This window comes from Chryseobacterium antibioticum (genome assembly GCF_012927325.1).
In the GTDB taxonomy this organism is placed as follows: Bacteria; Bacteroidota; Bacteroidia; order Flavobacteriales; family Weeksellaceae; genus Chryseobacterium; species Chryseobacterium antibioticum.
On the sequence record NZ_JABBGI010000012.1, the window covers coordinates 1 to 18,506 of the forward strand.

At 36.3% G+C, this 18,506-nt stretch carries 16 protein-coding genes and 1 tRNA gene; 9 read left to right on the plus strand and 8 right to left on the minus strand.

Going from position 1 to position 18,506, the window contains the following annotated elements:
* Positions 1-141: 141 nt before the first annotated feature.
* Entirely contained in the window at positions 142-405 is a 264-nt protein-coding gene (locus tag HHL23_RS10505) for a hypothetical protein (RefSeq protein WP_073335575.1), read from the minus strand.
* Between the two features lie 504 nt (positions 406-909).
* Between HHL23_RS10505 and HHL23_RS10510 the strand changes: the two genes are divergently transcribed.
* From HHL23_RS10510 to HHL23_RS10550, 9 genes are all read left to right on the plus strand, one after another.
* The gene (locus tag HHL23_RS10510) at positions 910-1,368 is read left to right on the plus strand and encodes a GtrA family protein (RefSeq protein ID WP_169234765.1); all 459 of its coding nucleotides are present in this window, start codon (positions 910-912) and stop codon (positions 1,366-1,368) included.
* Between the two features lie 3 nt (positions 1,369-1,371).
* Entirely contained in the window at positions 1,372-2,100 is a 729-nt protein-coding gene (locus HHL23_RS10515) for a lysophospholipid acyltransferase family protein (RefSeq protein ID WP_169234766.1), read from the plus strand.
* A gap of 39 nt (positions 2,101-2,139) precedes the next feature.
* Complete coding sequence (locus tag HHL23_RS10520; protein ID WP_169234767.1) at positions 2,140-3,909, plus strand: MFS transporter; 1,770 nt, start codon at positions 2,140-2,142, stop codon at positions 3,907-3,909.
* Between the two features lie 91 nt (positions 3,910-4,000).
* Positions 4,001-4,957: a DUF3810 domain-containing protein gene (locus tag HHL23_RS10525; RefSeq protein ID WP_228464706.1), complete on the plus strand. Its 957-nt coding sequence runs from the start codon at positions 4,001-4,003 to the stop codon at positions 4,955-4,957.
* 484 nt (positions 4,958-5,441) lie between these two features.
* Positions 5,442-6,332, plus strand: coding sequence for a GLPGLI family protein (locus HHL23_RS10530; protein ID WP_169234891.1), 891 nt, complete (start codon positions 5,442-5,444; stop codon positions 6,330-6,332).
* A gap of 171 nt (positions 6,333-6,503) precedes the next feature.
* On the plus strand, positions 6,504-8,048 hold the full coding sequence (locus HHL23_RS10535; protein ID WP_169234769.1) for a vitamin K epoxide reductase family protein: 1,545 nt from the start codon (positions 6,504-6,506) through the stop codon (positions 8,046-8,048).
* A 66-nt stretch (positions 8,049-8,114) separates the two neighbouring features.
* The gene (locus HHL23_RS10540) at positions 8,115-8,306 is read left to right on the plus strand and encodes a bacteriocin-like protein (protein ID WP_169234770.1); all 192 of its coding nucleotides are present in this window, start codon (positions 8,115-8,117) and stop codon (positions 8,304-8,306) included.
* 160 nt (positions 8,307-8,466) lie between these two features.
* Positions 8,467-10,659 (plus strand): peptidase domain-containing ABC transporter, encoded by a 2,193-nt coding sequence (locus HHL23_RS10545; RefSeq protein WP_169234771.1) that lies wholly within the window; start codon positions 8,467-8,469, stop codon positions 10,657-10,659.
* A gap of 43 nt (positions 10,660-10,702) precedes the next feature.
* A complete protein-coding gene (locus HHL23_RS10550; protein ID WP_169234772.1) occupies positions 10,703-12,001 on the plus strand; it encodes an HlyD family secretion protein in 1,299 nt (432 codons plus the stop codon).
* A gap of 636 nt (positions 12,002-12,637) precedes the next feature.
* Here HHL23_RS10550 and HHL23_RS10555 read toward each other — a convergent pair.
* From HHL23_RS10555 to greA, 7 genes are all read right to left on the minus strand, one after another.
* Positions 12,638-12,711: transfer RNA gene (locus HHL23_RS10555), tRNA-Met, on the minus strand.
* A 44-nt stretch (positions 12,712-12,755) separates the two neighbouring features.
* Positions 12,756-14,048 (minus strand): peroxiredoxin family protein, encoded by a 1,293-nt coding sequence (locus tag HHL23_RS10560; RefSeq protein ID WP_169234773.1) that lies wholly within the window; start codon positions 14,046-14,048, stop codon positions 12,756-12,758.
* Between the two features lie 61 nt (positions 14,049-14,109).
* The gene (locus tag HHL23_RS10565) at positions 14,110-14,331 is read right to left on the minus strand and encodes a signal peptidase (protein WP_169234764.1); all 222 of its coding nucleotides are present in this window, start codon (positions 14,329-14,331) and stop codon (positions 14,110-14,112) included.
* A 5-nt stretch (positions 14,332-14,336) separates the two neighbouring features.
* Positions 14,337-16,280: a T9SS type A sorting domain-containing protein gene (locus HHL23_RS10570; protein ID WP_169234774.1), complete on the minus strand. Its 1,944-nt coding sequence runs from the start codon at positions 16,278-16,280 to the stop codon at positions 14,337-14,339.
* Between the two features lie 75 nt (positions 16,281-16,355).
* Positions 16,356-17,546 carry an ATP-dependent Clp protease ATP-binding subunit ClpX gene (gene clpX / locus HHL23_RS10575; protein WP_169234775.1) on the minus strand — a complete coding sequence of 397 codons (1,191 nt, stop codon included), beginning with the start codon at positions 17,544-17,546 and terminating at the stop codon, positions 16,356-16,358.
* A gap of 60 nt (positions 17,547-17,606) precedes the next feature.
* Complete coding sequence (locus tag HHL23_RS10580) at positions 17,607-17,996, minus strand: HIT family protein (RefSeq protein WP_169234776.1); 390 nt, start codon at positions 17,994-17,996, stop codon at positions 17,607-17,609.
* Between the two features lie 36 nt (positions 17,997-18,032).
* Entirely contained in the window at positions 18,033-18,503 is a 471-nt protein-coding gene (gene greA, locus HHL23_RS10585) for a transcription elongation factor GreA (protein ID WP_169234777.1), read from the minus strand.
* Between the last annotated feature and the right edge of the window lie 3 nt (positions 18,504-18,506).

Consider the following 18,506-nt stretch of genomic DNA (forward strand, 5'->3'; position numbering starts at 1 on the left):
AAAATAGCTCTCAATCTTTTGAAAAATGAGAAAACGCTCAAAGTCGGTGTTAGAGGAAAGCGCCTAAAAGCAGGATGGGATAACAGGTATCTTGAAAAATTAATTAATTTATGATGCGTTTGCCCTGCAGACTGGAAGCTTCTAATGTTTTATATCAGCTTTTTGATTATTGAACTTTATTAACCAATCTTCAATTTCGTCCTCAAGATAAGAGCTCTGAAGCATGATGGCATTAATAAAATCATCTGGTACGGGTTGGTCTGTAGAATTTTCAAGGTTCCACAATTCGTCTGCCATATTTTCATATTCTGAATACACTCTTTTGAAGCGGGAATTTTCTCTCTCAAGAGCCTCAATATTTTTTTGCTGAAGCTGGAATTTTCTGTATTTGTTTTGACTTTTCATACAAATATTGTTATAAATTGGGTCGTAAAAATTAAGGTAGTATGCGGTATAGCACGCATTACAAGATAGAAAAAACCATCAACACAAGAAGTTGAAAATGAATTTATTATCAGGTTATAATTACATCATTCTGAATACTAAATTTAGAAATTATTTTGATTCAAAAAAAAAAATTAACAACTTTTTTCATTGTTTAACATATGTTTATCACAATAGTGTAGAGCTAAAATTTTCACACTGTCGGTAATCCCTTTAGCCTACAACGATTGTCATTATGTTTGATCAAGTTCTAAAATAATCATAAAGTAATTTTTCATTATTATCAGAAACTGTTCAAAAGACAAAATCTACATGTACCTAATAGAAAATCACCCTACCCACTCCTAAAAATCAGGCGTATCTAACTAAAAACCAATAAAATGAATTGAATTTTCATTTTAAAATAATCTTTTATTCTTACATTATTAACATATAGTTATAAATTTGCACCTTCATATCTATTGAATGAGAGAATTACTAATACGCCAGAAACAGGTTTTGTTCTTCATTATAGCCGGAGGACTCAGTGCTGTTGTAGAAATTGGAAGCTTCAAGGCATTCAGTACTTACCTGCCCCATTTTTTTGCCAGAGAAACTAATTTCCATGGCATCCACTATCCCTTGAGTAATATTTTCTCTACCAGCTGCGGGATCATCACCAATTACTTTTTAAGCATATGGTTTGTTTTTGAAAGAGGAAAGCATTCCAAAAGAAAGGAATTTGCTTACTTCATGGGCGTTTCATTCGTTTCCACTTTATTAAGCTTAGGCTTTTTCCAGATTTTTTACAGCTTTATATTTAAGGACAATATCAATTTAATTTTTTATACCTTAAGCCCTGAAATGATCAGTAAGATCGCTGCGATCCTGCTGGTTTCCATTCTTAATTATTCAGTGAAAAAGAAAGTAATTTTTAACGGTTAAGCTGTGAGAAAAATTTTAAATTATCTCTGGAGATTCTGGCTGTTGCTACTGGCATTTGTCTTAACCGTTACATTGGGAATCCCTGTCTATATTTTATCCTTCAATAAAAAGCATTACAAATACGCTTACCAATTTATCCGCATCTGGTGTTTCGGAATGTTTTACGGTATGGGCTTAAGATACGATCTCGTTAATCTTTCTGAGCAGAAAAAAGACAAGAACAAGCCTTATGTTTTCATTTCGAATCATACATCCATAATGGACATCATGCTTACCTGTATCCTTATGCCCGATCACCCGATCTGTTTTGTAGGTAAAAAAGAACTTATGAAAATCCCCATTTTCGGGACCATATATAAAAGGATATGTGTAATGGTAGACCGGAGCAGTGCCAGAAGCCGTGCAGATGTCTACAGAAGGTGTGCAGAAAAAATGGAAGAAGGCAACAGCATTGCCATATTTCCCGAAGGTGGTGTACCGGACGACACGACGATTATTCTCGATGAATTTAAAGACGGAGCATTTACTTTATCTTCCAAACACCAATCCCCTATTGCTGTTTATACCTTTGTGGGTCTTAAGGAAATTTTTCCCTTCGACAGTTCAAAAGGGTATCCCGGACGTGTCAAGGTATATTTCAACGGAATCATGCAACCATCAGGTTCTCCGAGAGATCTAAAAACGGAAGCTTATCAGGAGATAAAAAAAACACTGCTGGAACATTCTATATAAAAGAAATAGTTATATTTGTTTGCGAAATTTTTAACAAACATGTCTAAAACAAATCAACCGACTAATTACCCTGCGCTATACACTCTAGTGCTAGTATTCTTTTTCTGGGGGTTTATTGCAGCCGGCAATAGTATTTTTATCCCTTTTTGTAAAAACTATTTTTCCCTTGACCAATTTCAGTCCCAATTAATAGACTTTGCATTTTATACGGCATATTTCTTAGGAGCTTTATTGCTGTTTATATCCAGTACTATTAAAGGTATTGATATTATTGGTAAATGGGGTTACAAGAGGAGTATTGTCTACGGACTGCTTCTCTCGGCTGTAGGAGCTGCTATTATGATCCTGGCCGTTAAAGCCAACGTATATTATGGAATGCTCATAGGACTCTTTGTTGTAGCCTTAGGTTTTTCTATTCAGCAGACCGCCGCCAATCCCTTTGCTGTACTTTTGGGTGATCCCAAAACAGGAGCGAGCAGGCAAAATTTAGCTGGAGGAATTAATTCTTTTGGAACATCTATTGGGCCAATCATTGTAGGGCTTGCCCTTTTCGGAACTACGGCTACGGTAGATGATGATCAGATCAAACATCTGGCACTTGATAAAGTAATTTTACTTTACACCGCTGTAGGAGCTCTATTTTTAATTGCTGCGGGAGTTTTCTATTTTTCTAAAAAGCTTCCTGATGGAATCTCCAATGAACCTATGGAAAAAGCAGGAAAAGCAAGAAAAACTTTGATTGCCATGACAATACTGGTTATCTTATTCTTTATCCCGGTATTCAGCAGCTACAATTCTGAAGAAGCTAAAAAAATTGAAGTGCTAAGTAGTGAGATATCTGTACTGGACACCAATTTGAAAAAAGAAACAGATGCCACAAAAACAGCCGAATTTAAAACACAGATCGCTGATAAAAATACAGAGCTTGAAACGATAAAACATCCTCTTGAGAAAGAGAGAATGATTTATCTGGGAGGCGCATTGCTTTCTGTTATTCTCTGTCTTCTTTTTGCTAATACCAGTTCAAAAAAGAATCCGGACGGCTGGGGCGCAATGAAGTATCCGCAGCTTGTATTGGGAATGATTGCCATTCTCTGCTATGTGGGAGTGGAAGTTGCCATAGGAAGTAACCTGGGGGAACTCTTAAGTACACCTGCATTCGGAGGACATCAGTCTTCGGACTTGGCGCCTTATATTTCGATGTATTGGGGAAGTTTAATGATTGGAAGATGGACTGGAGCCATTGCTGTATTTAATCTGAACAAACAACAGCAGACAATTGCTACTATTGTTGTTCCTTTTGTGGCATTTCTAGTGATCATCGGTATCAATACGATTGCGCAAAAAGATATGTCACATCTCTATTTTTATGCTATCTGTATCGCTATTCAGGTTATTTTATTCCTGATCAGTAAAAATAAACCTGCTACAACATTAACTATTTTTGGTCTGTTTGGAGTAATTGCAATGATCGTAGGACTTCTTACAACAGGAAATATCGCTATTTATGCATTCCTTTCTGGAGGTCTTGCATGTAGCATCATGTGGCCGTCAATCTTTACTTTAGCTATTACCGGTTTAGGGAAATATACCGCTCAGGGATCTGCTTTCCTGGTAATGATGATTTTAGGAGGAGGTATTATTCCGCCATTACAGGGTAAATTATCTGACATTATAGGAATCCACAATTCATACTTTATCCCGGTGCTTTGTTTTGCGTATATTGCATTATTCGCATACATAACCAAAAAGGCTTTGTCTAAGCAGGGAATTAATGTTGATATTTTAGAATCCGATGGAGGTCACTAGTACAACAAAAACAATATATAAAAAAAGATTTTGGGCAGGTGTTTTACTTGTCCAATTTCTTTTGTTCTATGTTTTCTCAAAATCGAAAACAATGATCTCTTTTTTTGAATGGTTCTTTGAACTTCAGAAAAAGATTCATCAATTGCTTTTCAGCTGGATCCCATTTTCTTTCGGCGATCTTATCTATATTCTTTTGGGAATTTTTCTTTTATATGGCCTTATACTCTGTTTTAAAAAGAAAAGCAGAAACAAGTCTATTTTACAGCTTCTGGCCGTCATTAATATCTTCTACTTCATCTACCAGATCTGTTGGGGAATGCTATACTTCCAAACACCAATCATTAAAAAGCTTTCCAGCCAGAAAGATCCGGAAATCGATAAAGCAAAGATCCTAGCACTCCGCTATCTGGAAAAATGCAAAACGACCAGACAATTTGTACGGGAAGATAAAAACGGAATTTTTATTATAACTGACCTGAACTCTGTACAGACTGAAATTCTCCGCCAACAGGCTCAACTTCCAAAATATATTTCCAACAAAGAGGCCCCACAGATCAATGCTTTCAAGCCCAGCCTTTTTAAAAGCGTGATGAATTTTACCGGAATATTAGGTTACTACAACCCCTTTACGGCAGAAGCACAGTATAATGCTGAGCTTCCTCACACCTTCATTCCATTCACTTCAGCACATGAAAGTTCACACCAGCTTGGCTTTGCCAGAGAACAGGAAGCTAATTTTATTGGTTATCTGATCGGGGTAAATGCTAAAAACAATGATCTGAGATACAGCACTGAATATTTTACGTTAAAAAGCCTTTTAAGGTTTATTGTTGAGGAAGACCCGGAGTTTGTAAAAAATATTCTTAGTCAATACTCTCCAGCGATGAAAAGAGACAGAAGCTATGAAAGAAGTTTCATCTTCAGACATCAGGGCTGGCTTGATGATTTCTTTGGGTTTATGAACAACCTGTTTTTAAAGAGCAACCAGCAGGAAGGTGCGGTTACTTATTCTTACTTTATTGATCTCCTTTTGAACTACGAAAAGTAGTAAACAAAAAAAAGAATCGTATCAGGCGATACGATTCTAAAAACACAAATGATGAAAAAAAATTTATTACCTTGACTTGTTCCCTCATTCAAGGCGATGTAAAAGTACAACATATTTTATAAATACAAAAACATTTCCCTCCTTTTTTAAAACTTTAAGAAAACTTTATGATTTTATAAGTTTTTTTGAGTTCATATCCTAAAATTACAATTTCAAAAAAATAAATGATTGAGTAGCAATTCATCACTTAAACACTACACAAGCCATTAAAATTATATAAAATTAAACAATTGTTTAATGATATACCATTCCAATTCCCCCCTATTTATTCGAATCAAAAAATTAGAGTTATTATCTTTTAAGAAGCAAAAATGACTTGAAAAAAGGATCGCGTTTCGTCCATTAGAATATTTTCCTCTACCCTATTTAGATGATTTTTTCTTACTTTTAAATTCATACAACCAAAAAGCAATATTCTATGTCAATGTATTCAGAAAATAGTCAAAGCTATATTTCCTTTTCTTCCTTTTTTAAATTAAAAACATTTTGGATTAAAGCGATCATCTTGCTTTTACTTATATTCAACTTTAATATACTGCAAAGCCAAAAATATAGGGGCACCTACTCTATGAAGTACAAGGAAGATTCCACAAAATCTGATTTGACCTCAAAAGAAATGCTTCTTGACATAGATGGGACAAGCTCCCGCTTTTATTCATACAAATTATTTAAAAGCGACTCTACCATTATAGCCAATGAAAAATCAGGACGCGAAACAAAAGGCAGATCTTTGGATTATGAGTTTATGGTGATCAAAAAAAGAAACGAAAATCAGATATCCAAATTTTATAAAGGACTCATTGATATTTATGAAATGAAGGAAGTTGCTCCGAACCTTCAATGGAAGGTTTCTAATACTGTAAAAATGATAGGCAATCATCAATGCCAAAAAGCCTCTCTTGATTATAAAGGAAGAACTTGGGAGGCGTGGTTTGCTGCAGACATCCCCATCAGTGACGGGCCCTATATTTTCAGTGGACTTCCCGGATTGATCATTTCGATGTCGGATACTTTGGGAAGTTATAGCTTCGATCTTACTGCATTAAAAAAGAATGAGGAAAATATTTATACGGCTAACCGTCTTTCTTTAAAAACAGTTCCTGTAAATATCAAGCAGCTTCACAAATTGTATATGGATTTTTACAATGATCCTTACAAAGAAGTAAAATCAGGACAGGCCAAAATGAAAGTAGTAGACCAAGACGGGAAGGAAATTACCCCAAACTTCCAGGAACTCACCAAGATCAGGCAGGAATCTTTAAGAAAAACCAATAATCCTATTGAACTTTCTGAAGCGATACGCTATCCACACTAGGGATGATCCGGATCAAATTTGATTGCGAAATCAGCTTTATTTTTTACTAAATAAAGTAAAAAACACAATAATATTTACACGTAATCAAGCATTTAACAATGGTATATCACTAACAAAAGAAAAATATTTGTTTTTTTAAAACATCTGCGTATTTTAGTTAAAAATATTAACATGATTTTCGACAGACTCATTAACTATCTAAAACTCGATAAACAGGAATTTTCTTTTCAGTTCAATTCTCACCCAAACTACCCTTCTGCATTGGCTTTTAGTGATACGCTTAACTTTATGGGCGTAAAAAATGATGCTTATGAACTTGATAAGGAATATTGGGATGAGCTACCGGAAGAATTTATCGCAATTGTAGATAATTCCTTTTCTTTGGTAAAGAAATCGGGAGCTAGTTATTCAGTTTACTCTGAAAAAGCTAAAACACTCAATAAAGAAGAGCTTCATCAAAAATCTACAGATTTTGTACTGCTGTTTGAAAAAAGTGAAAATGCAGAAAGCAAACTTGCCTTCAATTTTACACCTATTCTTTATGTTGTTTTTGCCATCATCACTGTTTATTCTTTTTTCACCCAAAGCTTATACGAAGCTTTTTTTAATATCCTTTCCCTGGCAGGAGTCTATATTTCTATGGAGATTTTCAATCAGAAATTCGGAAATACATCTACAGTGATTGGAAGTATTTGTGGGGATACCTCTGCCAAACAGACTACCAATTCATGTGACAAGATCATTAAGCAGGATAAAACAAGTATTTTTGGTTTAAAGTTTTCAGACTTTTCTCTGATTTACTTTGCCGGGCTTGCCATACTGGGACTTTTCCTTCCAGCCACAGCGTATATTGTCAAAGGATTTACTTTGGTTTCTATACTTGCCATTGGGTATTCATTATACATCCAGGCTTTCGTAGAAAAAGCGTTCTGTAGAGTTTGTCTTCTGATCATTTCAATCCTTATCGGTCAGTTGGTCCTCAGCATCTTCTTTTTCCAGAATACACCACTCAGTATAGGAATGTTATTATTAACAGCTGTTTTGTGGATCCTTGTTTTCTCTGCCGTTTTATATTTCAGCAACATTCTTTCTCAGAAAGAAAGCCTTCAGAAATCAAATGCTAAAAACCTCAGATTTAAAAGAAACTATGAACTTTTCAAAAGTCAGCTTTTGGAAAATGAAAAGATAGAATTCCAGAATACCGAAACTTTTTCATTAGGAAATAAGGATGCTAAACTTCGTCTTTCCATTGTATCCAATCCTTATTGTGGTTTTTGTAAAGATGGTCATAAAATCATGGAGGGACTTCTTGAAAAATATCCTGATGATATTTCCGTACAGATCCGTTTCAATTATTCACCGGAAAGAGCTGATGAAAAGTACACCAAATTACTTTCGGCTTTTAAACATATTTACGATAATAAGCCACAGAAAGAGTTCCTGAAATCAGTAGAAGAATGGTTTGAAACCAGAGATGAAAATAAGATCGTGGCTTTGTCCGGATCATTTGCACCGGAAGATCTGACACCATTTGTTGAAATGTCAAAAGATAACAGCAACTCAGGGCTGAACTTTACACCTATTTTTATTCTTAACGGACATCAGTTCCCGGACAAGTATGATCGTGACGATATTTGGTTTTTCGTTGACGAATTAATGGAAGATGAGGACTTTCAACAAGAAAATCTTCACGAATTGAAAAATTCACTATCTTAGGAAAAAATATAAGCGGATTCCGAAAAGCTTTAAAAGAATAGGAAAACAGAAAAACTAAATCACGCTATGAAAAACTTAAAAAAAATATCAAGAGAAAGTTTAAAAACGATTAAAGGAGGATTTAGAAGATGTCCGGATGATGGCGAATGTGGTCGTGACCAGTGCTGTGCCAACGGTGTATGCAGACCTATAGCAGGAGCAGGACCGAATACGTATTATTGCACCCCTCCTCCAATGATTGATTTTACTCCTTTATAGGTTTACACTTTCTAAAATATTAAGTTAAGCTCCACTTTTCAAAGAAAACGTAAGCGAGCTTAAAGAGATGCTATTATTAGCTAATGATCATTTAAGTACAACAATGAATAAAGTAAAAATGTCGTCATCTATTGGCGACATTTTATAATGAGTATAAATTTTGAAGAAATTTCCCTTTTATAAACAGCCGGATGCTAAAGACTGCGGCCCTACCTGCCTTAGAATCGTAAGTAAGTATTACGGCAGAAGTATCTCCCTGCAGCAGATCCGTACCCTTTCTGAAACGACACGTGAAGGAAGTAGTCTTTTAGGACTAAGTGATGCATCAGAAGACTTAGGATTCCGTTCCCTTGGGGTCCAGATCGATTTTAATACCCTTGCAGAAGAAGTCCCCTTCCCCTGCATCGTACACTGGAACAAGAACCACTTTGTTGTTGTTTATAAAATTGATAAAAACAATAAAGTTTACATTTCAGATCCCAGTTACGGGCTGATCACTTATACCCGTGAGGAATTTATCAAATTATGGATCGGAGAAAACGCCAACGAAAATACAGAAGAAGGAATTGCCCTTATTCTTGAAACGACGCCCGCGTTTTTTCAGACTGAATTTGATACAGCGGAGAGTAAAGCCAGTTTCTCTTTCCTATCCAAATATCTGCTTAAATACAAGTCTCTTGTTATACAGCTTGCTGTAGGTCTTTTGGCTGGAAGTTTACTTTCGCTTATTTTCCCGTTTCTTACCCAGAGTATTGTAGACGTCGGGATACAGAACCAAGATCTTAATTTTATTTATGTAGTCCTTCTTGCCCAGATCATGTTGTTCCTGGGAAGAATGGGTATTGAAGTGATCCGGAGCTGGATTCTTCTTCACCTTTCGGCAAGGATCAATATCTCTATCATCTCGGATTTCTTTATCAAACTGATGAAGCTTCCCATAAGCTTTTTCGATACCAGAATGACAGGTGATATCATGCAGAGAATCAATGACCACCACAGAATCGAACAGTTGTTGACGAGTTCCTCGTTAAATACCCTATTTTCTTTGGTCAACCTGATTATTTTCAGTATTGTACTTTTGTTTTACGACTATAGACTATTTGTGGTTTATCTTATAGGAGCAGCACTGTATATTGGATGGATCAGCTTTTTCCTGAGTAAGAGAAAGGAATTGGATTATAAAAGATTCTCTCAGGTTTCTCAGGAGCAAAGCAAGGTAATCGAGCTTATTAACGGTATGCAGGAGATCAAAATGCATAATGCCGAGAAGCAGAAGCGTTGGGACTGGGAATTCCTGCAGGTAAAATTATTTAAAATAAGAATAAAATCTCTTTCTCTTGAACAGTGGCAGTCTGTGGGAGGAAATTTCATTAACCAGATGAAGGATATTCTGGTAAGTTTCCTTTCAGCCAAACTCGTATTAGAAGGAAATCTGACTTTAGGTATGATGCTTTCGGTACAGTATATTATCGGACAGTTGAACAGCCCGCTGTTACAACTAATCGATTTTATCAAACAGACTCAGGATGCCAAGATCTCCCTTGAAAGATTGGGTGAAATCCATGACAAAGAAGACGAAGAAGACAAAAATGAACAGTATGCGGGTGAAATTCCGCAGAAAGACATTGATGTCAGCAACATATCATTCAGATACATCGGATCGGATGTTCCTGTATTTGAAGATCTCAGCCTTACGATACCTTATCAGAAAACGACAGCCATTGTAGGCGCCAGCGGAAGTGGAAAAACGACTCTTTTAAAACTTCTGATGAAATTTTACGAACCAACTTCCGGAGATATCAGACTTGGAAATACCCAGTTGAAAAATATTTCGCCCAGATTCTGGAGAGATCATTGCGGAGTGGTGATGCAGGAAGGATATGTATTTAATGATACGATAGCCAATAATGTAGCGGTAGGAGAAGATTATGTTGATAAACAAAAACTGAGACGTGCCGTGGAAATCGCCAATATTAAAGATTTCATTGAAAGTCTTCCGTTAAGCTATAATACGAAGATCGGAAACGAGGGTGTAGGCGTGAGTGGTGGTCAGAAGCAAAGACTTTTCATCGCCAGAGCGGTTTATAAATCTCCGGACTTTATATTTTTTGACGAAGCGACTTCAGCTTTAGATGCGAATAATGAAAAAGTCATTATGGAAAATCTGGAACAGTTCTTTAAAGGTAAAACGGCCATTGTTATTGCTCACAGGTTATCAACAGTAAAGCATGCCGATAAAATTATAGTTCTGGATAAAGGTAAAGTGGTAGAGGAAGGCAGCCATGCTGACCTAGTTGCTTTAAAAGGAGAATACTACAGGCTGGTGAAAAATCAACTGGAATTAGGAAATTAATTTGACTCCCTCTGAAACATGAGGGAAATTTTATCGTAGAAACATGAAAGAAGACATCTTAGACAATATTGAACTCCGCTCTGAAAGCGTTCAGGACATTCTTACCCAGCCTCCACATTGGATGATACGCTGGGGAAACAGCGTTATATTAGTTATACTTTTGCTTATCCTTGCGATGAGCTACATCATTAAATATCCGGAATTTATTTCTGCTCCGGTGATCGTTACTTCACAAAATCCACCTGAGAAAATAGAAGCCAGAATGAGCTCAAAAATTGAAAAGATCTTCATCAAGGATCATCAGGAGGTAAAGAAAAATGATGTCCTTATGGTCATGCAGTCTGCGGCCAATTATAAAGATGTTTTGGAACTGAAAAAGCTGGTGGATTCTATTTCTCCGCAACAGCTTCAAAATTTCCCGATTGCACAGACCTCAAGATTCAAACTTGGTGAACTGCAGGGAGATTATAACAGTTTTGCCAAAGCTTTCCAAGATGAAGAGCTTTTCACAAGACTTCAGCCATACGCACCGGAAAATATCGCGGCCAATCAGAGTATTTCAGAATACAGAGTAAGAATCGCTACTTTAAGACAGCAAAAAAGTCTGGAATTGGCGAAATACGAATTATCAAAGAAAAGTTATCAGAGATCTCAGGAACTGTTCAATCAGGGAGTGATTGCTTCTGTGGAACTTGAAAATGAAAAAATAAAATTTCTTCAGGCTCAGCAGAATCTCGAAAATCTCAATATTTCTATCTCCCAGATGGATGAAGGGATTTCCAATTTAAATAAAACGAAAAGCGGAACTGCCATTAATACGGAAAAAGATAAAATCACTTATTCCTCTCAAACTTTACAGCTTTTCGAACAGCTTCGTAAATCTTTAAAACAATGGGAACAGAATTATCTGGTGATTTCTTCTACAGATGGTATGGCCAGTTTTCAGCAGTTTTTCGGTGAAAATCAGTTTGTAAAAGCGGCAGAGCCAATCCTTTCCATACTTCCGACAAACAAAGAAAAGCTGGTAGGCAGAATGTCTGTCCCTACCGTTAATTCAGGAAAGGTCCTTACAGGCCAAAAGGTATTGATCAAACTTGATAACTACCGTTTCCAGGAGTATGGTATTGTGGAAGGAAAAGTACAGAATATTTCTCTTATCCCCGATGATAAAGGAAACTATTATGTAGATATTACTCTTCCTAAAGGATTAAAAACCAGTTACAATAAAAAGCTTGTTTTTGACAAAGAACTCAGAGGTAATGCAGAGATCGTAACACAGGATTTACGACTTATTGAAAGATTCTTCTATCAGATCAGAAAACTATTGGGATACCAGAGTTAACGTATTTCTTACAGATATCAAAAACCGCGGCTCTTATAAGTCGCGGTTTTGCTTTTTATAACATTGAATGTACTGTAAATAGATTGTATTCTACATTTATTTCCCAGGTTTAATGTAATCCGTCGGATTCTTCTGTGCTCATACCAAAGCATTCTTATGGCAGGTCCATACACTGTTTTTCCTGGATATAGGTTTCCATTTAGGAGATACCCCGATCCATAAGCGGCGCTGTCTTATTATTGTTTCCGTCCTGAATCGGGTTTTCCGATCATTGTATATTAATCAGCTAATAATGATTTAGGATTGCTCGCTTTGATCATATTGCTGATCTGCTTATTTAGATTTTGTATTTCCGGCGTAATGGCATTATTAGCTATAAGCAATACTCCGATATATGAAAAAGAGCATTCACCTTGTCTATGATCATGCTTAAAATTGCAGAGAAATAGATGTTGTTAATCAACAATTCATTTCTTCCTTGTCCTTAATTTACTTAAAGGCTTGGCGCCAAAATACGTACGTATAATCCCCAAGTTTCTCTGCCGGTTCTTTTTAATTCATTATTTTAATCTCTGTACTGTAAGAATCCTTTAAATAAAAAAGGGAGAGTAATATGTATTACTTTCCCTCTTATTGTAGCGAAGACGGGAATTGAACCCGTGACCTCAGGGTTATGAATCCTGCGCTCTAACCAACTGAGCTACCTCGCCGTTTTGGTGGTGCAAATATAGAAAATATTTGTTTACCACCAAAATTATTTTAACTTAAAATATTCTAAAACATCTCCCACGTGGTCTGGTTTATTGATTATCTTATTGTTAGCATCTAAAATAAAATACGTCGGAGTTGCATGAACATTATAGGTATCTACATAACTACTGTTCCATCCTCTTAATTCTGAATCATTGATCCAAGGAAATGCAGCAATCTTTTGAGTATATGAAGTCTTATCCGTATCTAAAGACAGACCAATAACCTGAATATTTTTCGCTTTTAAATCACTGTATTTTGCTAAAATCTGTGGCAGCTCTGTCTCACAGTGTGAACATGTAGATGACCAGAAAACAATCACTTTTTTATCTGCTTTCACATCATAAAGAGACTTAGCAGATGTATTGGTCGCGGACTGGAATTTAACGTTAGGAAATGCAGCTCCCATTTCAACATTCGCATTGGATTTTAAAGTCGTAGCAAGCCTGTCAGTGATAGTACATTTAAGATTCTTGGCAAGGGTTAGATACTTAGTCTTAAACTCTTCCATGTCATAGGCATCAAAAATGTCGATAAGTTCCGACAGAACAGTCTGCCCTCTCGGAGTTTCTACCTTTAAACGGTCTAACAAGGTATCTACTGAACCGGCAACATTAGTATTTCCTCCTGAATTAAGATATGAAACTAAAACAGGTCTCAAAAGAGATGAGGACTCAAGCATGTCGTTAGACTTATCCAGGAAGTTGACAATATCGTCCTGAGCTACTTTTTTAGCAGGATCTGTAGAATTAGACAGGAACTTACTGTAATTGGTATTATAATAAGAAACAAACGGATGCTGTGCTGCATCAACACTATTACCCGTCCCTGAAAGTCTGCTAATTTCTGTTTTCAGCGCTTTGCCAAATTCTGTATTGTCCTTATAATATTCTTTGATCTGTGCTAATGCCGGAAGAATAAGTTCTTTTTTCTGCGAACCTTCCTGCTGTTTGCTCATAAGATCATTAGCTTCATCAAGGTATGTTACGTCCGTGATCTTATTATTCTGAACATCAAGTTTTACACTTACATTTTTATTCTCAGAAATAAAGCTTACTGCATTATTTGAAGTAGGAAAATACACTTTCATCATTCCCATATAATGGCCTGGGTATTTGAAAGTCCATGTATTATTCTTGCTCTGTTCTTTGGTAACGATTATATCTTTCGAACCGTTTAATGTATATAGAATAGCATCTTGATCTTTAAATTCTGCAGGAGCCTGTACTGTAACTGTAAACTGGGCCTGCAGAGAAAATGCAGCTAATACTGCAGATAATATATATATCTTTTTCATAGAGTAAAAATAAAAAAACTCTCTGATTAATCAGAGAGTTTAATGCTATTTTAATAAAATTTTAGGCTTTTAGGCTCTTCAATTTCTTTGTATAGAATAAAATAAGTGCAATTGCAACTACAGACAATATGTAAACATACATATCGATAGGTGATGCAGCTCCTCCCGGTCCAACTCCTCCGGTACCACCACCACCCGGAACAGGTGGGATTTCATCATCTGCCTTGACCAGTAGAACAGCGAAGAGAAAAAGAGCGGATAATAGTTTACTAGTAATTTTCATAATATTTATTTTAAGATTTTAGTGTTAACAGTTTCTCCCTTATCAGAAACAATTTTTACAACGTAAGAATTTTTAATAGCGCCGTTAAGCTCAATTACAAAATCCCTAGATGCATCCACTGCTTTTTTAGAGATAACCAGTTTCCCACTCATATCATAAACTTCAATATCTGCTTTTTTCCAGTTTGGATCGAATCTAACAATGTAGTTGGTAATCTCTGGATTGTATACCACCATTGTTCTTGAAGGTGTAGTGGTTGCATCTTTCGTTGCTAACACCACATTACTTGGTTCACCGTAATATAAATCATAAGATGAAACAGCGTTAGGTGCAATACCTCCCTGTTTTGCTTGCTGTACAGTACCGTTAGATGCTTTATAATAGAAGCCGATACCTGCAGAAAGTAGGTGAGTTCCTGCTGGAACTAACTGTCCGTTTTCTCTTATTTCAAATTTATAAGATTTTACTTTATCCGTCTTGTAATTTACAAGTTTAACATTTTTACCAGCAAAGTTACTTTCATTGGCTTCGTTGATGTATAACCAATATTGACCTGTATAATTCGTATCATATCCTCCATTTAAAGCTTCTTCAAATGTACCGATCATGTTTTCACTTGTAGACGTTGCCTGAACTGTATTGGCTACAGAAGTCTGGTGACCCGTAGTAAAATTAGGCGAAACTACATAATACGTTCTTGCTATTTCTTTTCCATTAGCGTCTAAACCAATTACACCAAGTTGTTTTACAGTTCCTTCAATGCTTTTACTGCCATTTTTTGCAGCAGTAACACTGTAGTCAGTTGTTTCAGCTCTTACGGTTTGGTTAAATCTTCTAAGGGTATTAAAATTCAGAGTCTGCGCAGCAGAAGTTCTTAACTTCAATACGAAAGTCTGCATTGGTTTGATAATCATTCCAATATCTCCGACAGGAACTCCTCCTGGAGTAGTGTAAGTCTGAATTAATGCTCCTGAACTGTATGCATTTCCTTGAGACCCTACAGTTACTGTACCCGGATCATATCTCACACCCCATATATTAGAGATGTTGTTTCCGTCACTAACTCCTCCTGTACCTCCTCCTTCTGTGTAACCTATTCTTGACAGGTCAAGATTAGTTAAGAAAGGGTTTCCAAACTGGTAAATATTTTTACCATATGTGTTGGCCCAAGGAGTAATTGACACTTCGAACTGATCCTGTAGATAGGTATTATACCTTTCATTGTAGCCATTGATCGCATTCCCACTTGCACCGAAACTAACATTCCCTCCGTTTTGAAGTGTTGTGCTGCTTGCTAGTGTAGTATAAGGGCGACCATTAATGGTACGAAGCGCGCTACTTGTGTCCAAATTATTATTGGCAGATCCCAGCATATAATATGTGGTACCATCACTAGTAGGAACAGCTAAATCCGTAAAATCGGCAACAGCTGCTGTGTTGTTCCATTTTAAGATTTCGTTTCGGCTTCTTCTTACAGTTCCGAATGTTTTACCAAGCTCAGTGGATAATGTATTCAAAGATTTACCAGAGAACGGCATTGCCACCTGCTGATAAAAATTTCCATCACCATGCTTCTTGGTTCTGAATTCTTTACTTACGACTCCAGTAATCTGTCCCTGGCTTAAACCATCAACATATAACTGTCCATAAGTAGATACGTCGTCGGTAGCCGTAGGAGTATTAAGCCTTAAAATAATATTTCCACCATCGGTTTTATCTCCACCGCCAGTATCAATTGTTTTAAAAGCATCTCCGGCTGCACCTACAACCATGACATTTCCGTGCACGTCCAAAAGGCCATTACCTTTTGTCTGAACACCTCCACCACTATAAACAAGGGTGCCTTCGCTCACATACATATTAGCATTAGTGTCAACATGACATAATATCTGCGCCTGAACAGAGTAACTAATTGCTAAAAGACCTATAGCAAATAAACTTTTTCTCATTGTATAAATTATTTGTGTGTTAATACAATCTTCACCCGCAAAGGTAAGATTTTTTTTGGTAGAAAAAAAAATATTTTATTTTTTAACAAAAATATTATCTTCCGTTAATATAATTTCTTTCTCTTCTCCTATTGAAAACATATAATCTTCCAGTACTTTTTCCGTTGTTCCTCTTAAGCCTCTGGCGCCCAATCCTTTTTCAATAGTTTCTTCTACGATCTTTTCAATGGCACCATCTGTGAAAACCAAATTGGCACCGTCCATTTTGAACAGTTCTACAAACTGGTTGATGATTGAATTCTTAGGTTCTTTCATGATTCTTACCATAGTCTCTTTAGTCAATTTATCAAGGTAGGTAATGATCGGGAATCTGCCTAAAAGCTCAGGAATTAATCCAAAAGTACGAAGATCAATCGCATTAATATGAGTCAGGATATATTCCTCTTCATCAGTTTTATTGATCTTTTCAGAGCTGAATCCTATCGCCTGTTTGTTCATTCTTCTTTCGATGATCTCTTTGATCCCATCAAAAGCTCCTCCTGCAATAAACAGGATATTCTGAGTATTTACCTGGATGTATTTCTGGTCCGGGTGTTTTCTTCCTCCCTGAGGCGGAACATTGACAATACTTCCTTCCAGAAGTTTCAGTAGTCCCTGCTGTACCCCTTCTCCTGAAACGTCTCTTGTAAGACTTGGGTTATCTGATTTTCTTGCAATTTTATCGATTTCGTCAATAAATACAATTCCTCTTTCTGCTTTTTCCACATCATAATCAGCCACCATAAGAAGTCTTGAAAGGATACTTTCCACATCCTCCCCTACATACCCTGCCTCTGTCAGAATAGTAGCATCTACGATACAGAAAGGAACATTAAGTTCTCTAGCAATGGTTTTTGCCAGAAGAGTTTTCCCTGTACCGGTCTCACCTATCATAATGATATTTGATTTTTCCAGTTCTACTTCCCTGTTTTCATCTTTAGCGTGAAGAAGTCTTTTATAATGATTGTATACCGCGATCGAAAGCTGTTTTTTTGCCTGATCCTGTCCAATAACATATTGGTTAAGAAATTCTTTGATTTCTTTTGGTTTCTTAAGTTCGTCTATATTTTCTGCAGGAGAAGAAGACCCTGTTTTAGAAACACTGTCTTTTACAATAACGTGTGCCTGTTCTATGCAGTTTTCACAGATAAATCCGCTCTGTCCAGAAATAAGCATCTGTACTTCATTTCTTTTTCTACCACAGAATGAACATTGGTTTGAATTCATACTATATTATATATGTTAAAGAAAATCGTAAAAAATTTCTTTTTTACGATTTTATGCTTTTTAAGAATTAATAATTGAGTGTTGGATCTCTTTATATTCTTCGTCTGTTAATTTCAGTCTTTCATTTTTGAAGTTCATATCTTCCACCTTGTTTAAGGGAATAAGATGGATGTGAGCATGTGGAACTTCAAGTCCTACTACAGCTACTCCTACTCTTACGCAAGGCACTGCATTTTTAATTTTTTTGGCGATTTGCTGTGCAAACCCCCAAAGGTTTTTATATTCTTCACTTTCGAGATCGAAGATCAGGTCAACTTCTTTTTTAGGAACGATAAGTGTATGTCCTTTCACCAAAGGCATTGCGTCCAGGAATGCTATAAAATTATCATCCTCAGCAATGGTGTATGAGGGAATTTCGCCGTTAATGATTTTTGTGAATATACTGCTCATATTTTTAGAAGTTAAGTTCTGGATTTCTTACTTAGATTATAAAGTAATTTCTAATACTTCGAAAGACAGTTTGTTTCCGTTTGGCAGTGTAATATCCGCTGTTTCACCTATTACTTTTCCAAGTAATCCTTTTGCGATTGGTGTATTCACAGAAATTCTTCCCGTCTTAAGGTCGCTCTCATTATCAGGCACCAATGTAAACACCTGCTCCAGGTTGGTTGCATTGTTTTTAAGTCTTACCGTGGTAAGGATGGAGACCTTTGAAGTATCTAATTGACTTTCATCTATGATCTTGGAAGTTGAAATAATATCTTTAAGCTTTGAAATTCTCATTTCAAGCATACCTTGAGCCTCTTTAGCCGCATCATATTCAGCATTTTCAGATAAATCTCCTTTATCTCTTGCTTCTGCGATCTGCATGGTAATTTTTGGTCTTTCTACAGTTTCTAACTGTTCCAGCTCAGCTTTCATTTTCTCTTGTCCCTCCTTTGTTACATAGCTTGCCATAAT